Source organism: Pseudoalteromonas piscicida, assembly GCF_002744175.1.
Lineage (GTDB): Bacteria > Pseudomonadota > Gammaproteobacteria > Enterobacterales > Alteromonadaceae > Pseudoalteromonas > Pseudoalteromonas piscicida_B.
Genome location: NZ_NKHF01000145.1, coordinates 1 through 3,133 on the forward strand (window position 1 = coordinate 1; position 3,133 = coordinate 3,133).

2 rRNA genes are annotated in these 3,133 nt (G+C 50.4%); both read left to right on the forward strand.

The features are described from left to right. Positions 1-12 precede the first annotated feature (12 nt). Positions 13-2,896 (forward strand): 23S ribosomal RNA (locus CEX98_RS22155). 117 nt (positions 2,897-3,013) lie between these two features. Next, positions 3,014-3,127 (forward strand): 5S ribosomal RNA (rrf, locus tag CEX98_RS22160). The last annotated feature ends 6 nt before the right edge of the window (positions 3,128-3,133 follow it).

The following is a 3,133-nucleotide window of genomic DNA, read 5'->3' on the forward strand; positions in this document are numbered from 1 at the left end:
TTTGGGTTGTATGGTTAAGTGACTAAGCGTACACGGTGGATGCCTTGGCAGTTGGAGGCGATGAAGGACGTACTAACTTGCGATAAGCCTAGTCAAGCCAGTAAGAGGCGCTTGAGACTAGGATTTCCGAATGGGGAAACCCACCTGCTTGCAGGTATCGTTAACTGAATACATAGGTTAACGAGGCGAACGCGGAGAACTGAAACATCTAAGTACCCGTAGGAAAAGAAATCAACCGAGATTCCGAAAGTAGCGGCGAGCGAAATCGGAGCAGCCCTTAAGCTTTAATGTAGTTAGTGGAACATGTTGGAAAGCATGACGAAACAGGGTGATAGTCCCGTACACGACAACTTATTTAGAGTGAAATCGAGTAGGTCGGAGCACGTGAAACTTTGACTGAATATGGGGGGACCATCCTCCAAGGCTAAATACTCCCAACTGACCGATAGTGAACCAGTACCGTGAGGGAAAGGCGAAAAGAACCCCTGTGAGGGGAGTGAAATAGAACCTGAAACCGTGTACGTACAAGCAGTAGGAGCCTACTTGTTAGGTGACTGCGTACCTTTTGTATAATGGGTCAGCGACTTATATTCTGTAGCGAGGTTAACCATTTAGGGGAGCCGTAGCGAAAGCGAGTCTTAACTGGGCGCTTAAGTTGCAGGGTATAGACCCGAAACCCGGTGATCTAGCCATGGGCAGGTTGAAGGTTGAGTAACATCAACTGGAGGACCGAACCCACTAACGTTGAAAAGTTAGGGGATGACCTGTGGCTAGGAGTGAAAGGCTAATCAAACCGGGAGATAGCTGGTTCTCCCCGAAATCTATTTAGGTAGAGCCTCGGACGAATACTTACGGGGGTAGAGCACTGTTAAGGCTAGGGGGTCATCCCGACTTACCAACCCTTTGCAAACTCCGAATACCGTAAAGTACTATCCGGGAGACACACGGCGGGTGCTAACGTCCGTCGTGGAGAGGGAAACAACCCAGACCGTCAGCTAAGGTCCCAAAGTGTATGTTAAGTGGGAAACGATGTGGGAAGGCTAAAACAGCTAGGAGGTTGGCTTAGAAGCAGCCACCCTTTAAAGAAAGCGTAATAGCTCACTAGTCGAGTCGGCCTGCGCGGAAGATGTAACGGGGCTAAACATACCACCGAAGCTACGGCTGCGAACTTTGTTTGCGGGGTAGGGGAGCGTTCTGTAAGTGGCTGAAGGTGTGCCGGGAGGCATGCTGGACATATCAGAAGTGCGAATGCTGACATGAGTAACGATAATGCGGGTGAAAAACCCGCACGCCGGAAGACCAAGGGTTCCTATCCCATGTTAATCAGGGTAGGGTGAGTCGACCCCTAAGGCGAGGCTGAAGAGCGTAGTCGATGGGAAACGGGTTAATATTCCCGTACTTGGTATAAATGCGATGGGGGGACGGAGCAGGCTAGGCAAGCATGGCGTTGGTTGTCCATGTGAAAGGCTGTAGGCTGGTGACTTAGGAAAATCCGGGTTGCTAAGGCCGAGAGTCGAGACGAGCCACTAAGGTGGTGAAGTTGTTGATGCCCTACTTCCAGGAAAAGCCTCTAAGCTTCAGTTTATATCGAATCGTACCCTAAACCGACACAGGTGGTCAGGTAGAGAATACTAAGGCGCTTGAGAGAACTCGGGTGAAGGAACTAGGCAAAATTGTACCGTAACTTCGGGAGAAGGTACGCTCTTACTTGTGAAGACTTCGCGTCGTAAGCAGGCGAGAGCCGCAGTGACCAGGTGGCTGGGACTGTTTATTAAAAACACAGCACTGTGCAAAATCGTAAGATGACGTATACGGTGTGACACCTGCCCGGTGCCGGAAGGTTAATTGATGGGGTTAGCTTAGGCGAAGCTCTTGATCGAAGCCCCGGTAAACGGCGGCCGTAACTATAACGGTCCTAAGGTAGCGAAATTCCTTGTCGGGTAAGTTCCGACCTGCACGAATGGTGTAACCATGGCCACGCTGTCTCCACCCGAGACTCAGTGAAATTGAAATCGCAGTGAAGATGCTGTGTACCCGCGGCTAGACGGAAAGACCCCGTGAACCTTTACTACAGCTTGGCACTGAACATTGACCCTACATGTGTAGGATAGGTGGGAGGCTTTGAAGCGCAGACGCTAGTTTGTGTGGAGCCGACCTTGAAATACCACCCTTGTAGTGTTGATGTTCTAACTTAGGCCCCTGAATCGGGGTTGAGGACAGTGCCTGGTGGGTAGTTTGACTGGGGCGGTCTCCTCCCAAAGAGTAACGGAGGAGCACGAAGGTTTGCTAAGTACGGTCGGACATCGTACGGTTAGTGTAATGGTAGAAGCAAGCTTAACTGCGAGACAGACACGTCGAGCAGGTACGAAAGTAGGTCATAGTGATCCGGTGGTTCTGAATGGAAGGGCCATCGCTCAACGGATAAAAGGTACTCCGGGGATAACAGGCTGATACCGCCCAAGAGTTCATATCGACGGCGGTGTTTGGCACCTCGATGTCGGCTCATCACATCCTGGGGCTGAAGTCGGTCCCAAGGGTATGGCTGTTCGCCATTTAAAGTGGTACGCGAGCTGGGTTTAGAACGTCGTGAGACAGTTCGGTCCCTATCTGCCGTGGGCGTTTGAGAATTGAGAGGGGCTGCTCCTAGTACGAGAGGACCGGAGTGGACGAACCGCTGGTGTTCGGGTTGTGATGCCAATTGCATTGCCCGGTAGCTATGTTCGGAACTGATAACCGCTGAAAGCATCTAAGCGGGAAGCAGGCCTCGAGATGAGTTCTCACTTGGACTTAGAGTCCACTAAAGGGCCGTTGAAGACTACAACGTTGATAGGCGAGATGTGGAAGTGCTGTGAGGCATTAAGCTAACTCGTACTAATTACCCGTGAGGCTTAACCATACAACGCCAAAGTGGTTTAAGCGACAGAAGTTAATATACTGAAGTAGACAAAAGAATTTAATAAGCTTTTTCCAGATTTACATTGATGAAGGGAGACTTCATTGATGAACAGAATTTCCTGGTGACTATAGCGTTTTGGAACCACCTGACCCCATGCCGAACTCAGAAGTGAAACAAAACAGCGTCGATGATAGTGTGGGCTTCCCATGTGAAAGTAGAACATCGCCAGGGCCAAAT